General features: G+C 71.5%; 2 protein-coding genes and 1 pseudogene. 1 reads left to right on the top strand and 2 read right to left on the bottom strand.

What is annotated here, in order from left to right:
• Positions 1 to 413, top strand: a 413-nt coding sequence (locus FUT87_RS27885) for a hypothetical protein (RefSeq protein ID WP_147243063.1), incomplete at its 5' end; no start/stop codon positions are given.
• Between the two features lie 48 nt (positions 414 to 461).
• Here the strand turns inward: FUT87_RS27885 and FUT87_RS27880 are convergent.
• Both FUT87_RS27880 and FUT87_RS27875 read right to left on the bottom strand, forming a co-directional pair.
• Positions 462 to 1,004: a GAF domain-containing protein gene (locus FUT87_RS27880; RefSeq protein ID WP_183479095.1), complete on the bottom strand. Its 543-nt coding sequence runs from the start codon at positions 1,002 to 1,004 to the stop codon at positions 462 to 464.
• Between the two features lie 120 nt (positions 1,005 to 1,124).
• Positions 1,125 to 2,111: pseudogene (locus FUT87_RS27875) on the bottom strand (class I SAM-dependent methyltransferase).
• Positions 2,112 to 2,534 lie beyond the last annotated feature (423 nt).

Here is a 2,534-nt window from a genome sequence, read left to right as displayed (position 1 = left end):
CGAAAGAAACCTGGATGGCGCTGCACCTGGACTGGAACGACGAGGCCGCGCAGCTGGTGATCGAGGCGATGGGCGTGCTGGCGGCCGCCGTGGTGGCGCTGCAGATCGCGCAGACGATCACCGAGGAAGAGGTGATCCGCAGCGCCCACATCAGCGCGCCCACGCGGGTGCGGCGTTTCCTGTCGCGCTTCATGGTGGTGATCGTGGTCGCGCTCGCGATCGAGGCGCTGGTGGCGACCTTCCGCTCGGCGCATTCGGACTCGACGCTGCTGCTGCACGCGGCGGCGATGGTGCTGGCGGTGGGTGCGCTGCTGACGGGCTGGGGCCTGTTCATCCGCCTGAACCGCGCCGCCGAGGAACTCGAGCCCGAGGCGATGCAGGAGGCCAAGCGGGAGGATCACAAGCTCAAGTGAGCGAGTCGCCCACCGGGCCACCTGCCCGGCCGCCCCGAGCCCAGTTGCTCAATCGTTCTCGAACGGCATCGTGTCCAGGAAGTCCTGCGCCTCGACCTTGCGGGCGACCAGGCGCGCGCAGCCCTTGAGCCGGGACAGGTCCTCGGTCTGCAGGCCCGGGTTCGGGTGCGCGCTGAAGCAGCACACGGTGCCGAAGATGCGGCCGTCGGACAGCACGACCGGCGCGCTCAGGTGGGCGCCGATCGGGATCGGCGTCGGCGGCAGCTGCAGCGCCTCGGCCAGCGCCGACGCGTTCGTCATCAGCTGCGGCGCGCGGCCCTCGACGATGCGCTGGCAGTAGCTCTGCTCCAGCGGCGCCGAATCGCCCACCTGCACGCCGATCTCGGACTCGCCGTCGACGAAGCGGAACACCCGCTCGCCCTCCAGGAACTCGGACACGAACACCACGTCCATGCCCAGTTGCTCGCGCAGGCCGCGCAGCACCTGGGTGATGCGCGCGTCGAGCTCCGGATCGAAGCCGTCCGAGGTGGCGGCGAGCAGCTCGGAGATGGCGACATCGAGGGACTGGGCGGTGAACGGACGGTCGTACATCGGGGCGAAGGGTTGGAAGGGGGACGGCGGAGACAGGCGGTCGATGCTACTCATCCACCGCGCGGCGTCCCCGTGGCGCCGAGGCGCGCAGGTTACCGCGTGTAGCAGGACCTCGCGGCCTCAGGTGCCGCGCGTCAGGCGATAGAGCCCCACGTCGACGCGTCCGGCCAGGAATCCCGCCTCGCAGTAGCTCAGGTAGTAGGTCCACAGCCGCTGGAACGGCAGGTCGAAGCCCTGCGCCTCGATCGCCGGCCACTCGGCCAGGAAGCGCCGGCGCCATTCCGCCAGCGTCCTCGCGTAATCGCGGCCGAAGCGGGCCTCGGTGTGGAAATCCAGCCCGGCGCGCGCCGCCTCCCGGGCCATGCGCTCGGGCGTGGGCAGCATGCCGCCAGGGAAGATGCAGCGCTGGATGAAGTCCGGACTGGCGCGGTAGCGCTCGAAGTGCGCCTCGTCGATCGTGATGGCCTGCAGCACCGCCCGGCCGCCCGGCTTCAGCCGGTCCCGCAGGGTGGCGAAGTAGGTCGGCGAGGCCTACTGGCCGACCGCCTCGATCATCTCGATGGAGACGATGCGATCGAAGCGCCCCTCGATGTCGCGGTAATCCTGCAAGCGCAGGTCGACCTGCGCGGCGACGCCCCATTCGTCCGCGCGCTGCTGCGCGAAGGCGAGCTGCTCGGTCGACAAGGTCACGCCGACGACCTCCACGCCGCAGCGCCGGGCGAGCGTCGCCGCCAGCGTGCCCCAGCCGCAACCGATCTCGAGCACCCGCTGGCCCGCGCGCAGGTCCAGCAGCTCGACGATGCGGTCGAGCCGCCGCGCCTGCGCGGCCTCCAGCGAGGCGTCGGCCGGCGTCGCGGCCCCATCTGCGCAAGACATGTCCCCCGCAGCGGTCTCTTCACCGCCGTACATCGCGCTCGAGTAGAGCATCGAGTCGTCCAGCCACTTCGCGTAGAACCGGTTGCCCAGGTCGTAATGGGCGGCGATGTTGTGGCGGCTGCCGCGCCGCGTATTCGCATTGGCGCGATGGCGCCACCGCGAGAGCCAGCGCGCCGGGCCGCGCGTCGCGGTCACGCCGCCCAGCGCCGCCTCGTTGGCAACGCCGAACATCAGCAGCGCGGTCAGGTCGGGCGAGCTCCAGTCGTCGTCGCGGTAGGAGAACGCCAGCCCGAGGTCGCCCTCCATCAGCAGGCGCAGCACCGGCCGCCACCGATGCAGGCGGAGTTCCGCGCGCGGTCCCGGCGCGGGGCCGGTGACCTCGAGCCGCCGGCCATCCGGCCAGATGAGCGTCAGGCGGCCATGCCGGACCCGCGCCAGCCACCGTCGCAGTGGCGCCTGCCACGCCGGGAGCGGATCGCCCGCCAGCGTGGCGCCGACGACGGCAGTCGCGGGGCGCGGTCAGGATCGAACTGGTGTCGTGATGCATGAGGGTCTCGTGGGTCGGTCTCGGGAAGTCGGTCATGGCAAGGACGAAGGAACGTCGTCCCGCCGCACCACGGTCAGCGGCGAGGCCGGCGCGGCGGGCCGTTCATG

Source organism: Mitsuaria sp. TWR114 (genome assembly GCF_007997345.1).
This window is presented reverse-complemented; position numbering and strand designations above follow the sequence as displayed.